General features: G+C 49.3%; 15 protein-coding genes. 9 read left to right on the forward strand and 6 right to left on the reverse strand.

Going from position 1 to position 17,344, the window contains the following annotated elements:
• Positions 1-36: 36 nt before the first annotated feature.
• From yiaB to xylA, 3 genes are all read right to left on the reverse strand, one after another.
• Positions 37-378 (reverse strand): inner membrane protein YiaB, encoded by a 342-nt coding sequence (gene yiaB, locus ACJHXB_RS12425; RefSeq protein ID WP_001306605.1) that lies wholly within the window; start codon positions 376-378, stop codon positions 37-39.
• A gap of 167 nt (positions 379-545) precedes the next feature.
• Positions 546-2,000 (reverse strand): xylulokinase, encoded by a 1,455-nt coding sequence (gene xylB / locus ACJHXB_RS12430; RefSeq protein ID WP_000275402.1) that lies wholly within the window; start codon positions 1,998-2,000, stop codon positions 546-548.
• Between the two features lie 71 nt (positions 2,001-2,071).
• Entirely contained in the window at positions 2,072-3,394 is a 1,323-nt protein-coding gene (gene xylA / locus ACJHXB_RS12435; RefSeq protein ID WP_001149573.1) for a xylose isomerase, read from the reverse strand.
• 365 nt (positions 3,395-3,759) lie between these two features.
• Between xylA and xylF the strand changes: the two genes are divergently transcribed.
• The 4 genes from xylF (at position 3,760) to xylR (ending at position 8,786) form a co-directional block, all read left to right on the forward strand.
• Entirely contained in the window at positions 3,760-4,752 is a 993-nt protein-coding gene (xylF, locus tag ACJHXB_RS12440) for a D-xylose ABC transporter substrate-binding protein (protein WP_001296518.1), read from the forward strand.
• A 77-nt stretch (positions 4,753-4,829) separates the two neighbouring features.
• Complete coding sequence (gene xylG / locus ACJHXB_RS12445) at positions 4,830-6,371, forward strand: D-xylose ABC transporter ATP-binding protein (protein WP_001146496.1); 1,542 nt, start codon at positions 4,830-4,832, stop codon at positions 6,369-6,371.
• On the forward strand, positions 6,349-7,530 hold the full coding sequence (gene xylH, locus ACJHXB_RS12450) for a xylose ABC transporter permease XylH (RefSeq protein ID WP_000045986.1): 1,182 nt from the start codon (positions 6,349-6,351) through the stop codon (positions 7,528-7,530). The genes xylG and xylH overlap by 23 nt, the downstream gene beginning before the upstream one ends.
• A 77-nt stretch (positions 7,531-7,607) precedes the next feature.
• Positions 7,608-8,786 carry a D-xylose utilization transcriptional activator XylR gene (gene xylR / locus ACJHXB_RS12455; RefSeq protein WP_000494487.1) on the forward strand — a complete coding sequence of 393 codons (1,179 nt, stop codon included), beginning with the start codon at positions 7,608-7,610 and terminating at the stop codon, positions 8,784-8,786.
• A 107-nt stretch (positions 8,787-8,893) separates the two neighbouring features.
• Here the strand turns inward: xylR and ACJHXB_RS12460 are convergent, their stop codons facing one another.
• Entirely contained in the window at positions 8,894-9,718 is an 825-nt protein-coding gene (locus ACJHXB_RS12460) for a protein bax (protein WP_001297957.1), read from the reverse strand.
• Between the two features lie 319 nt (positions 9,719-10,037).
• Between ACJHXB_RS12460 and malS the strand changes: the two genes are divergently transcribed.
• Positions 10,038-12,068 carry an alpha-amylase gene (gene malS, locus ACJHXB_RS12465; RefSeq protein ID WP_000761243.1) on the forward strand — a complete coding sequence of 677 codons (2,031 nt, stop codon included), beginning with the start codon at positions 10,038-10,040 and terminating at the stop codon, positions 12,066-12,068.
• 177 nt (positions 12,069-12,245) lie between these two features.
• The gene (avtA, locus tag ACJHXB_RS12470) at positions 12,246-13,499 is read left to right on the forward strand and encodes a valine--pyruvate transaminase (protein WP_000144366.1); all 1,254 of its coding nucleotides are present in this window, start codon (positions 12,246-12,248) and stop codon (positions 13,497-13,499) included.
• A gap of 151 nt (positions 13,500-13,650) precedes the next feature.
• On the opposite strand, the gene ACJHXB_RS12475 is transcribed toward avtA, so the two are convergent.
• A complete protein-coding gene (locus ACJHXB_RS12475) occupies positions 13,651-14,124 on the reverse strand; it encodes a 4Fe-4S dicluster domain-containing protein (RefSeq protein WP_001469358.1) in 474 nt (157 codons plus the stop codon).
• 101 nt (positions 14,125-14,225) lie between these two features.
• Positions 14,226-15,074: an IclR family transcriptional regulator YiaJ gene (gene yiaJ / locus ACJHXB_RS12480; RefSeq protein ID WP_000514245.1), complete on the reverse strand. Its 849-nt coding sequence runs from the start codon at positions 15,072-15,074 to the stop codon at positions 14,226-14,228.
• Between the two features lie 200 nt (positions 15,075-15,274).
• Here yiaJ and yiaK point away from each other — a divergent pair, with 200 nt between their 5' ends.
• The 3 genes from yiaK (at position 15,275) to yiaM (ending at position 17,343) form a co-directional block, all read left to right on the forward strand.
• Positions 15,275-16,273, forward strand: a complete 999-nt coding sequence (yiaK, locus tag ACJHXB_RS12485; RefSeq protein ID WP_000869042.1) for a 3-dehydro-L-gulonate 2-dehydrogenase — start codon at positions 15,275-15,277, stop codon at positions 16,271-16,273.
• A gap of 11 nt (positions 16,274-16,284) precedes the next feature.
• Positions 16,285-16,752: a YhcH/YjgK/YiaL family protein gene (locus ACJHXB_RS12490; protein ID WP_000576068.1), complete on the forward strand. Its 468-nt coding sequence runs from the start codon at positions 16,285-16,287 to the stop codon at positions 16,750-16,752.
• 117 nt (positions 16,753-16,869) lie between these two features.
• Positions 16,870-17,343: a 2,3-diketo-L-gulonate TRAP transporter small permease YiaM gene (yiaM, locus tag ACJHXB_RS12495; RefSeq protein ID WP_000721664.1), complete on the forward strand. Its 474-nt coding sequence runs from the start codon at positions 16,870-16,872 to the stop codon at positions 17,341-17,343.
• Position 17,344: the final 1 nt, after the last annotated feature.

A 17,344-nucleotide genomic window follows, 5' to 3' on the forward strand; every position in this document is an offset into this window, starting at 1 on the left:
CCTTTCATTCCTGAATGTGTAAGAGCTTTATGTTGCTCATGCCGGGCGAAACAAACGCATTTGACCAAACAAGCAGACAAAAAAGGCGATAGGGTAGATCACCATTTCATAAGCATTGATAGGTGCGTTTAAAACACCGATAAACAAGAGACCGATAGTGATTAACGCAACTAACTGGCAGATGTGGGTAAAAAAATCATCCAGTTGCCCGAGTTTTTCTGCGCGAAGATATGCATAGTTGCCAAAAGTTGCCGTCATTAACACGCCAAGAAAATAGCCTTTTCCACTTAACAATGGGCATGAGATCCATAGCCCAAGCAGATAAACCAGCGCCCCGACAACAAATAATATTTTTGCCACAGTCTTTGAGGTTTTCATAACGATCTCCATATCTACCAGCGATACATTACGAGTAACCAACGAAAGACAAAACTGAAAAATGCCATTAACAAATGATTTCAGAATAAATTCATACTAAATATTAATTAATTACTGATATATATAGATGTGAATTATCCCCCACCCGGTCAGGCAGGGGATAACGTTTACGCCATTAATGGCAGAAGTTGCTGATAGAGGCGACGGAACGTTTCACGTCGTGGCTGATAAGCGGCATAACGCTGCGCATCTGGTAGATGCGACTGTTCTAACGGCAGTTGCGGCAACAACTCAATGAGCGATTTCTCTGGATTCGCCGCAATCTGCGCCAGCCTTGCTGCGCCCAGTGCTGGCCCCACATCCCCCCCCGTACGGTAATCGAGCCGCTGACCGCTGATATCCGCCAGCATCTGACGCCAGTACTCACTACGCGCCCCGCCACCAATCAACGTAACACTTTGCGGTTTAATGCCGCAGGCATGCACGACATCCATGCCATCTGCCAGCGCATAACCCACGCCTTCCAGCACTGCTCGCGCCAGTTCATTGGGGCCATGTTGATGAGTCAAACCAAAGAAAACCCCCTTCGCCTGGGGATTATTGTGTGGTGTACGCTCGCCGGAAAGATAAGGCAGAAACCAAACTGGCTCGGCACTTTCATCAGCCTGTTGAGCAGCCGCGATTAAAGCTGGGACATTGTTCAGGCCCGTTAATTTCGCAGCCCAATCCAGACACGACGCTGCACTCAGCATTACAGACATTAAATGCCAACGCTGCGGTAGCGCATGGCAAAAGCTGTGTACGGCGCTTTCTGGCTTGCTTAAGAACCCTTCGCTGACAGCAAAATAGACCCCCGACGTCCCCAGCGATAACATTGCCTGATTAGCATCAACCATTCCTACACCAACCGCACCAGCTGCATTATCACCACCGCCTGCGACAACTGGCACCGCCGCCATACCCCACGCTTTCGCAACTTCAGGTAGCAAAGCACCAGTAATTTCGCTGCCTTCGTATAATGCGGGCATCTGGTCACGAGATAAGTGGCAAGCCTGCAGCATGTCGTCACTCCAGTCACGCTTTGCGACATCCAGCCACATGGTGCCAGCTGCGTCAGACATATCGCTGGCAAACGCCCCCGTCATACGCAGACGCAAGTAATCTTTCGGTAATAATACTTTGTCGATTTGACGGAATATCTCCGGCTCATGCCGCTGAACCCATAACAATTTAGGCGCAGTAAATCCGGGCATCATCAGGTTACCGGTAATCACCCGTGATTGCGGAACTCGCGCTTCCAGCAAAGTGCACTCTTGCGCACAGCGCCCGTCGTTCCACAAAATGGCAGGCCGTAATACCCGTTGCTGAGCATCCAGTAAGGTTGCACCGTGCATCTGTCCGGCAATACCTAATGCTTTAACGTCTTGCAGAGAATGCTGAACGCCCAGAGCTTTCATTGCGCGATCAGTTGCCTGCCACCACTGTTCCGGGTCTTGTTCCGACCAGAGTGGATGCGGGCGCGAAACGGTCAGCTTTTCCGTTTGCGAAGCAACCACCTCGCCCTGCTCGTTGAGCAAAATAACTTTTACGCCCGAGGTGCCAAGATCTATCCCGATATACATATCGATCGTTCCTTAAAAAAATGCCCGGTATCGCTACCGATAACCGGGCCAACGGACTGCACAGTTAGCCGTTATTTGTCGAACAGATAATGGTTTACCAGATTTTCCAGTTGCTCCTGGCGACCACTCTGATGCACCGGAGACAAATTATGTTCCTGAGCATATTTGGCTAAATCTGCCAGTGACATTTGGCCTTTCAGGATTTGCTGGCCTAATTCGCTATTCCAGCCGGAATAACGCTGCGCGATGCGTTTATCCAGCTCGCCATCTTCAATCATGCGTGCTGCAATTTTCAGCGCCAACGCCATCGTATCCATCGCGCCGATATGACCGTAAAACAGATCATATTTATCAGTACTTTGACGACGTACTTTGGCATCGAAGTTCAGACCGCCGGTGGTGAAACCGCCTGCTTTGAGAATTTCATACATCACCAGCGCATTCTCTTCCACACTGTTCGGGAACTGGTCGGTATCCCAGCCCAGTTGTGCATCGCCACGGTTAGCGTCGACAGAACCGAACAGGCCAAGCGCAATGGCGGTGGCTATTTCATGATGGAAAGAGTGACCTGCCAGCGTCGCGTGGTTAGCTTCAATGTTCAGTTTAATCTCTTTTTCCAGACCAAACTGTTTCAGGAAGCCATACACCGTCGCAGCATCGTAATCATATTGATGTTTAGTCGGTTCTTGCGGTTTCGGTTCGATAAGCAACGTACCCTGGAAGCCGATTTTATGTTTATGCTCAACCACCATTTGCATAAAGCGGCCCAGCTGTTCACGCTCCTGACGCAAGTCGGTATTTAACAACGTTTCGTAACCTTCACGACCGCCCCACAGGACATAGTTTTCACCGCCCAATTTATGGGTTGCTTCCATCGCTGTAACAACTTGAGTTGCCGCCCAACTAAAGACTTCTGGATCTGGGTTCGTCGCAGCACCCGCACCGTAGCGAGGGTTTGTAAAGCAGTTAGCGGTTCCCCACAGCAGCTTCACGCCGCTCTCTTCTTGCTTGCCTGCAAGGACATCAACCATTTGCGCAAAATTATTGATGTACTCTTTTAACGACGCGCCCTCAGGGGAAACATCCACATCGTGGAAGCAATAAAATGGCACATGTAACTTGTGGAAAAACTCAAATGCGACATCTGCTTTACGCTTCGCCAACGCCAGTGCCTCACCAGGCTGCTGCCACGGACGATTAAACGCCCCCACACCAAACATGTCCGCCCCGTTCCAGCAGAAGGTGTGCCAGTAGCAGGCGGCAAAACGCAAGTGCTCTTCCATACGCTTGCCCAACACCAGTTCGTCGGGATTATAGTGATGGAATGCTAACGGGTTAGAGGATTTTGAGCCTTCATAACGAACGCGATCGAGCTGGTCAAAATAGGCTTGCATATTGAACTCCATAATCAGGTAATGCCGCGGGTGATGGATGATGTCGTAATATTGGGCACTCCCTTTCAGTTGCTCAATTATGTTATTTCACACTGCTATTGAGATAATTCACAAGTGTGCGCTCGCTCGCAAAATAAAATGGAATGAGGAAACTGGGTAATTCCTCGAAGAGAAAAATGCAATAAGTACAATTGCGCAACAAAAGTAAGATCTCTGTCATAAATCAAGAAATAAACCAAAAATCGTAATCGAAAGATAAAAATCTGTAATTGTTTTCCCCTGTTTAGTTGCTAAAAATTGGTTACGTTTATCGCGGTGATTGTTACTTATTAAAGCTGTCCTCTACCTACAGAAGGCCCTACACCATGAAAATAAAGAACATTCTACTCACCCTTTGCACCTCACTTCTGCTTACCAACGTTGCGGCACACGCCAAAGAAGTCAAAATAGGTATGGCGATTGATGATCTCCGTCTTGAACGCTGGCAAAAAGATCGAGATATCTTTGTGAAAAAGGCAGAATCTCTCGGCGCGAAAGTATTTGTACAGTCTGCAAATGGCAATGAAGAAACACAAATGTCGCAGATTGAAAACATGATTAACCGGGGTGTCGATGTTCTTGTCATTATTCCGTATAACGGTCAGGTATTAAGTAACGTTGTAAAAGAAGCCAAACAAGAAGGTATTAAAGTATTAGCTTACGACCGTATGATTAACGATGCGGATATCGATTTTTATATTTCTTTCGATAACGAAAAAGTCGGTGAATTGCAGGCAAAAGCCCTGGTCGATATTGTTCCGCAAGGTAATTACTTCCTGATGGGCGGCTCGCCGGTAGATAACAACGCCAAGCTGTTCCGCGCCGGGCAAATGAAAGTGTTAAAACCTTACGTTGATTCCGGAAAAATTAAAGTCGTTGGTGACCAATGGGTTGATGGCTGGTTACCGGAAAACGCATTAAAAATTATGGAAAACGCGCTAACCGCCAATAACAACAAAATTGATGCTGTAGTTGCCTCAAACGATGCCACCGCAGGTGGGGCAATTCAGGCATTAAGTGCGCAAGGTTTATCAGGGAAAGTAGCAATTTCCGGCCAGGATGCGGATCTCGCAGGTATTAAACGTATTGCTGCCGGTACGCAAACTATGACGGTGTATAAACCTATTACATTGTTGGCAAATACTGCCGCAGAAATTGCCGTTGAGTTGGGCAATGGTCAGGAACCAAAAGCAGATACCACACTGAATAATGGTCTGAAAGATGTTCCCTCCCGCCTGCTGACACCGATCGATGTGAATAAAAACAACATCAAAGATACGGTAGTTAAAGACGGATTCCACAAAGAGAGCGAGCTGTAAGCGTTACGCCCCGGCGCAGAGCGGGGGCGTGATTTCTCTCCATGCCGCGTGAATGAATTGGCTTAGGTGGAGTCGTTATGCCTTATCTACTTGAAATGAAGAACATTACCAAAACCTTCGGCAGTGTGAAGGCGATTGATAACGTCAGCTTGCGGTTGAATGCTGGCGAAATCGTCTCACTCTGTGGGGAAAATGGGTCTGGTAAATCAACGCTGATGAAAGTGCTGTGTGGTATTTATCCCCATGGCTCCTACGAAGGCGAAATTATTTTTGCGGGAGAAGAGATTCAGGCGAGTCACATCCGCGATACCGAACGCAAAGGTATCGCCATCATTCACCAGGAATTGGCCCTGGTGAAAGAATTGACCGTGCTGGAAAATATCTTCCTGGGTAACGAAATAACCCACAATGGCATTATGGATTATGATCTGATGACGCTACGCTGTCAGAAGCTGCTCGCACAGGTCAGTTTATCCATTTCACCTGATACCCGCGTTGGCGATTTAGGGCTTGGGCAACAACAACTGGTTGAAATTGCCAAGGCACTTAATAAACAGGTGCGCTTGTTAATTCTCGATGAACCGACAGCCTCATTAACTGAGCAGGAAACGTCGGTTTTACTGGATATTATTCGCGATCTACAACAGCACGGTATCGCCTGTATTTATATTTCGCACAAACTCAACGAAGTCAAAGCGATTTCCGATACGATTTGCGTTATTCGCGACGGTCAGCACATTGGTACGCATAATGCTGCCGGAATGAGTGAAGACGATATTATCACCATGATGGTCGGACGAGAGTTAACCGCGCTTTACCCTAATGAACCACATACCACCGGAGATGAAATATTACGTATTGAACATCTGACGGCATGGCATCCGGTTAATCGTCATATTAAACGAGTTAATGATGTCTCGTTTTCCCTGAAACGTGGCGAAATACTGGGTATTGCCGGACTCGTTGGTGCCGGACGTACCGAGACCATTCAGTGCCTGTTTGGCGTGTGGCCCGGACAATGGGAAGGAAAAATTTATATTGATGGCAAACAGGTAGATATTCGTAACTGTCAGCAAGCCATCGCCCAGGGGATTGCGATGGTACCCGAAGACAGAAAGCGCGACGGCATCGTTCCGGTAATGGCAGTTGGTAAAAATATTACCCTCGCCGCACTCAATAAATTTACCGGCGGTATTAGCCAGCTTGATGACGCGGCAGAGCAAAAATGTATTCTGGAATCAATCCAGCAACTCAAAGTTAAAACGTCGTCCCCCGACCTTGCTATTGGACGTTTGAGCGGCGGCAATCAGCAAAAAGCGATCCTCGCTCGCTGTCTGTTACTTAACCCGCGCATCCTCATTCTTGATGAACCTACCAGGGGTATCGATATTGGCGCGAAATACGAGATCTACAAATTAATTAACCAACTCGTCCAGCAGGGTATTGCCGTTATTGTCATCTCTTCCGAATTACCTGAAGTGCTCGGCCTTAGCGATCGTGTACTGGTGATGCATGAAGGGAAACTAAAAGCCAACCTGATAAATCATAACCTGACTCAGGAGCAGGTGATGGAAGCCGCATTGAGGAGCGAACATCATGTCGAAAAGCAATCCGTCTGAAGTGAAATTGGCCGTACCGACATCCGGTGGCTTTTCCGGGCTGAAGTCACTGAATTTGCAGGTCTTCGTGATGATTGCAGCTATCATCGCAATCATGCTGTTCTTTACCTGGACCACCGATGGTGCCTACTTAAGCGCTCGTAACGTCTCCAACCTGTTACGCCAGACCGCGATTACCGGCATCCTCGCGGTAGGAATGGTGTTCGTCATAATTTCTGCTGAAATTGACCTTTCCGTCGGCTCAATGATGGGGCTGTTAGGTGGCGTCGCGGCGATTTGTGACGTCTGGCTAGGCTGGCCTTTGCCACTTACCATCATTGTGACTTTGGTTCTGGGACTGCTTCTCGGTGCCTGGAACGGATGGTGGGTCGCGTACCGTAAAGTCCCTTCATTTATTGTCACCCTCGCGGGCATGTTGGCATTTCGCGGCATACTCATTGGCATCACCAACGGCACGACTGTATCCCCCACCAGCGCCGCGATGTCACAAATTGGGCAAAGCTATCTACCTGCCAGCACCGGCTTCATCATTGGCGCGCTTGGCTTAATGGCTTTTGTTGGCTGGCAATGGCGCGGAAGAATGCGCCGTCAGGCTTTGGGTTTGCAGTCTCCGGCCTCTACCGCAGTTGTCGGTCGCCAGTCATTAACGGCGATTATCGTCTTAGGCGCAATCTGGCTGTTGAACGATTACCGTGGCGTTCCCACTCCTGTTCTGCTGCTGACGTTGCTGTTACTCGGCGGAATGTTTATGGCAACGCGGACGGCATTTGGACGACGCATTTATGCCATCGGCGGCAATCTGGAAGCAGCACGGCTCTCCGGGATTAACGTTGAACGCACCAAACTTGCCGTGTTCGCAATTAACGGATTAATGGTAGCCATCGCCGGATTAATCCTCAGTTCTCGACTTGGCGCTGGTTCACCTTCTGCGGGGAATATCGCCGAGCTGGACGCAATTGCAGCATGCGTGATTGGCGGCACCAGTCTGGCTGGCGGTGTCGGGAGCGTGGCTGGAGCGGTAATGGGGGCATTCATCATGGCTTCACTGGATAACGGCATGAGTATGATGGATGTACCGACCTTCTGGCAGTATATCGTTAAAGGTGCGATTCTGTTGCTGGCAGTATGGATGGACTCCGCAACCAAACGCCGTTCTTGATTTTGATAAAAATTTTCTCAAAGCCGGTAATGTATTACCGGTTTTGAGTTTTTGCATGATTCAGCAGGAAAAGAACCATGTTTACTAAACGTCACCGCATCACATTACTGTTCAATGCCAATAAAGCCTATGACCGGCAGGTAGTAGAAGGCGTAGGGGAATATTTACAGGCGTCACAATCGGAATGGGATATTTTCATTGAAGAAGATTTCCGCGCCCGCATTGATAAAATCAAGGACTGGTTAGGAGATGGCGTCATTGCCGACTTCGACGACAAACAAATCGAGCAAGCGCTAGCTGATGTCGACGTCCCCATTGTTGGGGTTGGTGGCTCGTATCACCTTGCCGAAAGTTACCCACCCGTTCATTACATTGCCACCGATAACTATGCGCTGGTTGAAAGCGCATTTTTGCATTTAAAAGAGAAAGGCGTTAACCGCTTTGCTTTTTATGGTCTTCCGGAATCAAGCGGTAAACGTTGGGCCACTGAACGCGAATATACATTTCGTCAGCTTGTCGCCGAAGAAAAGTATCGCGGAGTGGTTTATCAGGGGTTAGAAACCGCGCCAGAGAACTGGCAACACGCGCAAAATCGGCTGGCAGACTGGCTACAAACGCTGCCACCGCAAACCGGGATTATTGCCGTTACTGACGCCCGGGCGCGGCATATTCTGCAAGTATGTGAACATCTACACATTCCCGTACCGGAAAAATTATGCGTGATTGGCATCGATAACGAAGAACTGACCCGCTATCTGTCGCGTGTCGCCCTTTCTTCGGTCGCTCAGGGCGCGCGGCAAATGGGCTATCAGGCGGCAAAACTGTTGCATCGATTATTAGATAAAGAAGAAATGCCGCTACAGCGGATTTTGGTCCCTCCAGTTCGCGTCATTGAACGGCGCTCAACAGATTACCGCTCGCTGACCGATCCCGCCGTTATTCAGGCCATGCATTACATTCGTAATCACGCCTGTAAAGGGATTAAAGTGGATCAGGTACTCGATGCGGTCGGGATCTCGCGCTCCAATCTTGAGAAGCGTTTTAAAGAAGAAGTGGGCGAAACCATCCATGCCATGATTCATGCCGAGAAGTTGGAGAAAGCGCGAAGTCTGCTGATTTCAACCACCTTGTCGATCAATGAGATATCGCAAATGTGCGGTTATCCATCGCTGCAATATTTCTACTCTGTTTTTAAAAAAGCATATGACACGACGCCAAAAGAGTATCGCGATGTAAATAGCGAGGTCATGTTGTAGCGATGATGAGAATTGTCGGCGTCGCATCAGGTAACTCAGCACAACCACCTGATGCGAGCAAAAGCCTTATCCGACTGACAAGTCGGATAAGGCTCGAGGAAATGCAATTACATATGCGCCGCGATTAACCGTTGGTTATCCTGGTACATTGCGAACAGGTAGTTGTTATAACTCTTCCCTTTGGTCGAGTAGCCCTTCAGCTTGTGAATCATCGCTGTGGCAGTCACTTCCTGATCCGCTTTACGCAGCTGTGCACGCGATTTACGGAACGAAGAGTAAGCCGGGTGCGTATTCAGGTTAGTGACATAGGCGCTCACCGATTCTTTGACAGAACTAAACTGTGAGTACCCTTTCACTTTACCCGGCGCATTGGTACAACGTCCTTTCATGCATTTCATGCCGAACAGATTGTTGTTGTTGCGCGCCAGCTTTGACGTTCCCCAACCGCTTTCTGCTGCAGCCATCGTCGCCACCATACTGGTAGGGATAATGTCTACGCGTTCAAGCAAGGTATTCCACGGGATTTTTCGCGTATTACCAGACCACTTCACCTTGTAGCGTTTGGCGATGTCTTTCAGACGCGCACGCTCAGCAGGTGACCATTGGCCCTGATACTGTTTTGAAATCAGCCAGTTACGTTCCGCAGTAATGGCCGCATTTTGGCTGGTAATGTAAGGCATTACAGTCCGGAGAAACGCCTTTTTCCTTGGTGTTCCGGAAGGGTATTTTCGCAAATCAGGAAGTGAACTACTCTTTGCACTATTGCGAGAATACTCTTGTTTACTGCTTACCTGTTTATTACTAGCTTTAGTTAAGTGGGACTTTTGACTCGCTGTTGTTGTGTGCGTCTTCGCTAACACCTCACTCGAAAACACCAGAGTGAGTAACATAAGAATCATCGCCCCATATCGTCGTATGGGAGTCAAAATCATCAGGTCTCCTGGTCGGATTTAATCATTCCAACACCTTATATTTTTCACAAATTTGAGAGTTGAATCTCAAATCATATCAAAAATAGCTGTCAAGAGCACCCCAAGGAATAGTCCAAATCTGAAACTATGTCACGAGTTAACGATTCAGATTGGCGCTAAATCGCAGAAAATGTGGGGTTTATCGCAAAATTCAGCCGTTTTTTGCGCGCGATCGCTCACCCTTGCTTCTCATCCTGTGGACTTACCGCTCAGGGATGAGTTTTGTCTGGCTTATCGCTGGCAAACTGTCTGAAATCGCAGCAATAAGGACTCATCCGCCATGAAACTCGCCGCCTGTTTTCTGACACTCCTTCCTGGCTTCGCCGTTGCCGCCAGCTGGACTTCTCCGGGGTTTCCCGCCTTTAGCGAACAGGGGACGGGAACATTTGTCAGCCACGCGCAGTTGCCCAAAGGTACGCGTCCACTAACGCTAAATTTTGACCAACAGTGCTGGCAGCCTGCGGATGCGATAAAACTCAATCAGATGCTTTCCCTGCAACCTTGTAGCAACACGCCACCTCAATGGCGATTGTTCAGGGACGGCGAATATACGCTGCAACTAGACACCCGCTCCGGTACACCAACATTGATGATTTCCATCCAGAACGCCGTCGAACCGGTAGCAAGCCTGGTCCGTGAATGCCCGAAATGGGATGGATTACCGCTCACACTGGATGTTAGCGCCACTTTTCCGGAGGGAGCCGCCGTCCGGGATTATTACAGCCAGCAAATTGCGATAGTGAAGAACGGTCAAATAACGTTACAACCCGCTGCCACCAGCAACGGTTTACTCCTGCTGGAACGGGCAGAAACTGACGCCTCCGCCCCTTTCGACTGGCATAACGCCACGGTTTACTTTGTGCTGACAGATCGTTTCGAAAACGGCGATCCCAGTAATGACCAGAGTTACGGACGTCATAAAGACGGTATGGCAGAAATTGGCACTTTTCACGGCGGCGATTTACGCGGCCTGACCAACAAACTGGATTACCTCCAGCAGCTGGGCGTCAATGCTTTATGGATAAGTGCCCCATTTGAGCAAATTCACGGCTGGGTCGGCGGCGGTACAAAAGGTGATTTCCCGCATTATGCCTATCATGGTTATTACACCCAGGACTGGACGAACCTTGATGCCAATATGGGCAGCGAAGCCGATCTACGGACGCTGGTTGATAGCGCGCATCAGCGCGGTATTCGTATTCTCTTTGATGTCGTGATGAACCACACCGGCTATGCCACACTGGCGGATATGCAGGAGTATCAGTTTGGCGCGTTATATCTTTCTGGTGACGAAGTGAAAAAAACGTTGGGGGAACGCTGGAGCGACTGGAAACCTGCCGCCGGGCAAACCTGGCATAGCTTTAACGATTACATTAATTTCAGCGACAAAACAGGCTGGGATAAATGGTGGGGAAAAAACTGGATCAGAACCGATATCGGCGATTACGACAATCCGGGATTTGACGATCTCACTATGTCGCTGGCCTTTTTGCCGGATATCAAAACCGAATCAACTACCGCTTCAGGTCTGCCGGTGTTCTATAAAAACAAAACGAATACCCACGCTAAAGTCATCGACGGTTTTACCCCTCGCGATTACTTAACCCACTGGTTAAGTCAGTGGGTTCGCGACTATGGGATTGATGGTTTTCGGGTCGATACCGCCAAACATGTTGAGTTGCCCGCCTGGCAGCAACTGAAAACCGAAGCCAGCGCCGCACTTCGCGAATGGAAAAAAGCTAACCCCGACAAAACATTAGATGACAAACCGTTCTGGATGACCGGTGAAGCCTGGGGCCACGGCGTGATGCAAAGTGACTACTATCGCCACGGCTTCGATGCGATGATCAATTTCGATTATCAGGAGCAGGCGGCTAAAGCAGTCGATTGTCTGGCGCAGATGGATACTACCTGGCAGAAAATGGCGGAGAAATTGCAGGATTTCAACGTGTTGAGCTACCTCTCGTCGCATGATACCCGCCTGTTCCGTGAAGGGGGCGACAAAGCAGCAGAGTTATTATTATTAGCGCCAGGCGCGGTACAAATCTTTTATGGTGATGAATCCTCGCGTCCGTTCGGCCCCACCGGTTCGGATCCGCTGCAAGGTACGCGTTCGGATATGAACTGGCAGGATGTTAGCGGTAAATCTGCCGCCAGCGTCGCGCACTGGCAGAAAATCAGCCAGTTCCGCGCCCGCCATCCCGCAATTGGCGAGGGCAAACAAACGACACTTTCGCTGAAGCAGGGCTACGGCTTTGTTCGTGAGCATGGCGACGATAAAGTGCTGGTCATCTGGGCTGGGCAACAGTGACTTTTCCGGCTTCCCGTTCGTCAGTACCTCGGGAAGCCGCCAACCAGGATAAAATGTCAGCTCTAATCAGCGTTGCAGGATAAAGCACCGCTCCCTCTTCAACAGAGCGATTTGCACCCCAGCAAATGTAGCGTTATTGTTACCTTCCTTGCTACAGAGTTCGACAGATATCCCGCTATGACATTCTCCCTTTTTGGTGACAAATTTACCCGCCACTCCGGCATTACGCTGCTGATGGAAGATCTGAACGACGGTTTACGCACGCCTGGCGCGATTATGCTCGGCGGCGGTAATCCAGCGCAGATCCCGGAAATGCAGGACTACTTCCAGACGCTACTGACCGACATGCTGGAAAGTGGCAAAGCGACTGATGCACTGTGCAATTACGACGGTCCACAGGGGAAAACGGAGCTACTCACACTGCTTGCCGGAATGCTGCGCGAGAAGTTGGGTTGGGATATCGAACCACAGAATATTGCACTAACAAACGGCAGCCAGAGCGCGTTTTTCTACTTATTTAATCTGTTTGCCGGACGCCGTGCCGATGGTCGGGTCAAAAAAGTGCTGTTCCCGCTGGCACCTGAATATATTGGCTACGCTGACGCCGGACTGGAAGAAGATCTGTTTGTCTCTGCGCGTCCGAATATTGAACTGCTGCCGGAAGGCCAGTTTAAATATCACGTCGATTTCGAACATCTGCGCATTGGCGAAGAGACGGGGATGATTTGCGTCTCGCGACCGACGAACCCAACAGGTAATGTGATAACCGATGAAGAGTTGCTGAAGCTGGATGCGCTGGCGAATCAGCACGGGATCCCGCTGGTGATTGATAACGCCTATGGCGTCCCGTTCCCGGGCATCATCTTTAGCGAAGCGCGCCCGCTGTGGAATCCGAATATCGTGCTATGCATGAGCCTTTCCAAGCTAGGTCTGCCAGGTTCGCGCTGCGGCATTATCATCGCCAATGAAAAAATCATCACCGCCATCACTAATATGAACGGCATTATCAGTCTCGCGCCTGGCGGCATTGGTCCGGCGATAATGTGTGAAATGATTAAGCGTAACGATCTGCTGCGCCTGTCAGAAACGGTCATCAAGCCGTTCTATTACCAGCGTGTTCAGGAGACTATCGCCATCATTCGCCGCTATTTACCGGAAGATCGCTGCCTGATTCATAAACCCGAAGGAGCCATTTTCCTCTGGCTATGGTTTAAAGATTTGCCAATTACCACCGAGCAGCTTTATCTGCGTCTGAAGGCGCGCGGCGTGCTGATGGTGCCGGGCCACAACTTCTTCCCAGGGCTGGATAAACCGTGGCCGCATACGCATCAATGTATGCGCATGAACTACGTACCGGAGCCGGATAAAATTGAAGCAGGGGTGAAGATTCTGGCGGAAGAGATTGAACGCGCCTGGGCTGAAAGTCATTAAAAATTGCCTGATGCGCTACGCTTATCAGGCCTACATGATTTCTGCAATATATTGAATTTGGAAAAATTTGTAGGCCGGATAAGGCGTTTAAGCCGCATCCGGCATAAACAAAGCGCACTATTCCTGCGTTAAAAAACGCCGGAAAAACGTTTCAAACAGGCTGTTGTCGTAGCCGATTTCGCTGCACTTTCTCAACATCCATACACTGCAACGCCTTTGTCGGGCAGGCTTCAACACAGGCCGGCCCTGTCGCCCGATGCCAGCAGAGATCGCACTTAATCGCCCTCGCCTTTGTACGCGATGAAACGACCTCCATTGCACCAAATGGACACGCCAGCATGCAGCTTTTACAGCCAATACAACGTGATTGTTCAACGAAAATATGCCCATGTTCGCGGCGAATAGCGTCTACAGGGCAGACATTCGCGCACGGCGCATCTTCACACTGATGGCAGGCTACTGCCGTGGTCCAGGTGTGGTCTTTAATAACACGGATACGGGAAATAAACTCGTCTGGTGACAACGCAGCGCAATCCTGATTCTCCTGATGCGACACTGCGCAAGCCACTTCACAGGTACGGCAACCGATACATTTCGTCGCATCCGCAATAATAAACCGGTTCATGATCACTCCTTTGCACTAAAACAGCAGAGTGCCAGAGAGCGCGTCTCTACTGCTTTGATCCAACGAAGGAAATGTTAAAGTTTTGGCACTTGTCCAAAGCGTTATGTGATCGCGCCCTGGTCGTCCCTGACAGTAAATCCCAGTTCATTAGAAATAGCCTGCGCGGTTTCACGCAGTGGTTTCAGGAGATTTTTCTCCCCCACCTGTTTCAGACGTGATGTCGAAAGCGAAATCGACACGGCGTACGGCACCCGCCCATGAATATCAAACACCGGAACAGCAATACAGGAGACGCCGAGTTCGTTTTCTTCTCTGTCCATCGCCGCTCCGCTTTCACGAATGTGCGCCAGTTCGTCGAACATCGCGGGCAGCTCGGTAATGGTATTGCGGGTTAACGGCTGGATCTCATTCTGATGGCTTTTCCAGTATGACTTCACGTAGTCCGGGTGACCAAACGCCATGTAGATCTTGCCCATTGCGGAACAGTAGAGCGGCATATGCTGGCCTATATAGGCACGGGTTCGCAGCATCCCAGTTGTGGGTTCCAGCTTATAAATCAAAATAGCGTGATCGTCTTCGCGGCTGGAGAAGTTAATGGTTTCACCAGTGGCGATGTTCAGTGCCTCAAGATGCGGAGCGGCGATATGAATGATATTCAGCGAAGACAGCGCCTTCTGCCCGACGGCAATAAATTTGGTAGTCAGGCGGTAACTCCCTGCGGCGGGCGCGGTGGTCACATAGCCGCAGGACTGTAATCCCTGCAATAAGCGATGGACGGTACTCTTATTTAAACCAGCCAGTTCCGAAAGATGCGCCAACGGACAACCGTTTGGATAGTTGCTCAAAATCTCAATCAGCATCAACCCGCGAAACAGACTCTGGCTTCCGGCTGGACGCTCTTTTTCCTGCGCCATCTCGTTCTCTTTTTTTCCCATCACTTCTTTCCCCATTTTGTCGCGTCCTGATGGTAGCGCAAAGTGTGTCGTAGTTCACGATCTCGACAGATAATTTATAACCACTTGATTTTTAAGTTTTTTGAAATTCATCAATCAGATTGCTTTGTTAAAAAGCGATCGATATATTTGAAATTAGATTTCGCATATTGAAATTTTAAGCCAAAAAAGCGATCAAAAAAACAAGGAAGCCAGGGATGAAAGTGACATTTGAGCAGTTAAAAGCAGCCTTTAATCGAGTCTTAATTTCACGCGGCGTTGACAGCGAAACGGCTGATGCCTGTGCCGAAATGTTCGCCCGCACCACCGAATCCGGCGTTTATTCTCACGGCGTCAACCGTTTCCCTCGTTTCATTCAACAACTGGAAAACGGCGATATCATTCCCGATGCCCAACCCAAACGTATAACCAGCCTCGGCGCAATTGAACAGTGGGACGCTCAGCGTTCGATCGGTAACCTGACAGCGAAAAAGATGATGGATCGCGCCATTGAACTGGCTGCCGATCACGGTATTGGTCTGGTGGCACTACGTAATGCCAACCACTGGATGCGCGGCGGCAGCTACGGCTGGCAGGCGGCGGAAAAAGGCTATATTGGCATTTGCTGGACCAACTCCATCGCCGTAATGCCGCCGTGGGGCGCAAAAGAGTGTCGCATCGGCACCAACCCGCTGATCGTCGCCATTCCTTCTACCCCAATCACCATGGTCGATATGTCGATGTCGATGTTCTCTTACGGCATGTTAGAAGTTAACCGTCTGGCAGGTCGTCAGCTCCCGGTTGATGGTGGCTTTGATGATGAGGGCAATTTGACCAAAGAACCTGGCGTTATCGAGAAGAATCGCCGCATTTTGCCGATGGGCTACTGGAAAGGTTCTGGCATGTCGATTGTGCTGGATATGATCGCCACTCTCCTTTCCGACGGCGCATCGGTTGCCGAAGTCACCCAGGACAACAGCGACGAATACGGCGTTTCGCAAATCTTTATCGCCATCGAAGTGGATAAATTGATCGACGGCCCCACCCGCGATGCAAAGCTGCAACGCATCATGGATTACGTTACTACCGCTGAACGCGCTGACGAAAACCAGGCCATCCGCTTACCCGGCCACGAATTTACTACCCTGCTGGCCGAAAACCGCCGTAACGGCATCACCGTTGATGACAGCGTGTGGGCCAAAATCCAGGCGTTATGAGGAGATAAGTCATGATTTTTGGACATATCGCGCAACCCAATCCGTGCCGTTTGCCTGCCGCCATTGAAAAGGCGCTCGATTTTCTGCGCGCTACCGATTTCAACGCCCTGGAGCCGGGTGTTGTCGAAATCGACGGCAAGAATATTTATGCGCAAATTATCGACTTAACGACGCGAGATAAAATCGAAAACCGTCCGGAAGTGCATCGTCGGTATATCGATATTCAGTTTCTGGCGTGGGGTGAAGAGAAAATCGGCATAGCTATTGATACGGGAAATAATAAAGTCAGCGAATCACTATTAGATCAGCGCGATATTATTTTTTATCACGATAGTGAACATGAATCATTTATAGAAATGATACCGGGCAGCTACGCTATTTTCTTCCCGCAGGATGTTCATCGACCAGGTTGTATTCTGCAAACAGCCTCTGAGATACGAAAAATTGTGGTTAAAGTCGCATTAACAGCGCTGAATTAATCGAATAATCGTCTACGCCAGAACGCCTGGGTAATGTTATTGCTCTAACTATATTAATAATTTAGGTTGCTGCACATGTAACTTGAATTATGACAAACATAGCCTCAAGGAATAGCTATGAAAAAAATACTTGAAGCAATACTGGCGATTAATCTCGCCGTACTTTCCTGTATTGTGTTTATAAACATTATTTTAAGATATGGTTTTCAGACAAGCATTTTATCTGTAGATGAATTGTCACGTTATTTATTTGTCTGGTTAACATTTATTGGCGCGATTGTGGCTTTTATGGATAACGCCCACGTTCAGGTCACCTTTCTGGTGGAGAAACTCTCCCCCGCATGGCAGCGACGAGTCGCTCTGGTTACCCATTCCTTAATCTTATTTATTTGTGGCGCACTGGCCTGGGGCGCAACGCTAAAAACAATTCAGGACTGGAGCGATTATTCACCGATCCTCGGTTTGCCCATCGGCCTGATGTATGCCGCTTGTCTGCCCACCAGCCTCGTTATCGCATTCTTTGAACTGCGTCATTTATATCAACTCATCACGCGTAGCAATTCTCTAACGTCGCCACCGCAAGGAGCTTAAT

It is taken from the genome of Escherichia sp. WS3227_2 (assembly GCF_046486495.1).
In the GTDB taxonomy this organism is placed as follows: domain Bacteria; phylum Pseudomonadota; class Gammaproteobacteria; order Enterobacterales; family Enterobacteriaceae; genus Escherichia; species Escherichia coli.